The organism is Aestuariivirga sp. (assembly GCF_037139295.1).
Classification (GTDB): domain Bacteria; phylum Pseudomonadota; class Alphaproteobacteria; order Rhizobiales; family Aestuariivirgaceae; genus Aestuariivirga.
On the sequence record NZ_JBAXGR010000275.1, the window covers coordinates 1 to 1,899 of the forward strand.

2 protein-coding genes are annotated in these 1,899 nt (G+C 65.9%); both read right to left on the reverse strand.

Annotation, left to right across the window (positions count from 1 at the left end; all coding sequences use genetic code 11):
- Positions 1-140: 140 nt before the first annotated feature.
- Positions 141-1,115 (reverse strand): site-specific integrase, encoded by a 975-nt coding sequence (locus tag WCJ41_RS21840; protein WP_336907940.1) that lies wholly within the window; start codon positions 1,113-1,115, stop codon positions 141-143.
- 51 nt (positions 1,116-1,166) lie between these two features.
- Entirely contained in the window at positions 1,167-1,328 is a 162-nt protein-coding gene (locus WCJ41_RS21845) for a hypothetical protein (RefSeq protein WP_336907941.1), read from the reverse strand.
- Positions 1,329-1,899: the final 571 nt, after the last annotated feature.

Sequence of the window (1,899 nt, forward strand, 5' to 3'; positions counted from 1 at the left end):
GCCCGGCACCTACCCCTGCGGCACCGACCCCCTAGTCCTGGGGGCTCAATGCGCGTCGGCCCACTAGCCCTTGCGCTGCCCAGCCACCCCACCCTGTCGGACCCGCGAAATGCGACGCCGGGGTGCGGGGCCGTCGCGCATCACATCCCGATCATTGCTGCAGCGTTCTCGGTAAACAGCGAACCGCGACGGATGTAGCCGCGCAGCACGGGCAGGCTCTTGTGGCCGGTCTGCAGCATGATGATGCGCTCCGGCACACCAGCCCGTCCGGCCGTGGTCGCGAAGCCTGAGCGCAGGCTGTGGCCGCCGAAGTTGGCGCCGTCATAGCCGGCCGCGGTGATTGCGCCCTGAATGGCGCGGGCGATGTCGCGGTCCGTCATGCGCAGCGCCTTCATGGCGCCACCACGCGTCACTGACCGGAACAGCGGCCCGTTCGTGATCCCGCCCCGCTCGATCAGCGCCTGCGCAGTGCGCACCGGGCAATACTGGGCGTCCTGGCCGAACGGGATGCCGATCTCGGTGCCCTGCCCCTCCTGGTCCGTCTTGCGGCGCGGGAGCGTCAGTACCAAGCCCTCTGGCGCGAAGCGCAGGTGCTCGATGTCAATGGCGGCGATCTCCGACCGGCGCAGGGCCGCCGCGAAGCCGATGAGCATGATGGTGCGGTCGCGCAGCGCCTTGAGGCTGTCGTCCTTGCCCAGGGCGCGCACGGCGTCACGGACGACGTCCAGCGTGGCGGCCTGCTTCTTGGCGGGCGCGGTGCCGTGGATGCGGCCGATGCCGCGCAGCACGTTGGCGATCTGCGGCGCCTTGGTATCCAGGCGGTAGCTCTTGGCCTTGTGCGCCACGCTGATGGCTGCCAGGCGCAGGCCCAGGGTGCTGCGCTTCAGGGCGCCGGCACGATCGGCCAGGTACAGGCCGACGGTCACCTCCGTCGCCGGGAGCGGGCAGAGCTGGCGCTCGGCGCACCATCCGATGAAGTCGGCCCAGGCGGCGCGATAGGCGCGGCGGGTGTTATCGGCCGTGGCCGCCTCGGCGTAGGCAGTCGCCTGCTCGGCGATGGTGGCGATGGCGGTGCTGGGCGTGGTGACCGGGAGGGGCAAAATAGTGTCCGACAAGTGAAGCTTATCGGACATATAGAGGTTGGGCGAATTCGTCGCAAGCCCTCTTCACACCCGCCCCGCGACCCGGCGCGCGCGCTCATCGGTGCACGGCTCGTCGTGGAGCAGCGCGTCGAGCTCTCGCGAAAGCAGGCTGCTGCCCGGATAGTCGCGGGGCGTCAGGCCCCCGACCAAGTGCACGCAGAGGAACATCGCGCTCGTGCGGTGCATCTGGACGTCCTCGATCGCCGGCAAGGGCGCCAGGAGCAGCGTAACCGCCAGCGCTCGGCACTCGTCCCGGCGCTCATGCACGGAAGATTGACGCCTGCCTTGCACGCCGCGCGCTCTTTCGTGAGGCACCCGCCGCCCGGGATCGCATCGGCACTGGCGATGCAGCGATCACGCTGAGCGCGTCGGCAAAACGCTTCGATCAAGTGCATCCACCCTCCTGCGCTCGCCTGTCCACAGCGCCACACACTCTCGGATGCCGCGGGAAGAGGCCAAAAGAGCGCTATGCCCGTCCGCGAACGACAAAAAAAACCCGTAAATTTAAAGATGTTATGGAATAATCAGTTTCGCAAATTTAAGGTTCCGCTATGTTTTCATTTTTTTTGTTTACGCGTGCAACCTAAGTGCCCTTTAGGATACCCAGATTAGTACGAAGACTTTCAGCCTACATTAGGACAGAAGCCTTTGTACTAATGTGAGTAGCGATCAGCAGCCGTTTACAGCCACGAACACGGCCGGAATTTGCAGAATACTGTGCCATTGCAGAGGGCTGGATCGCCGAGCCGTTCTCCAG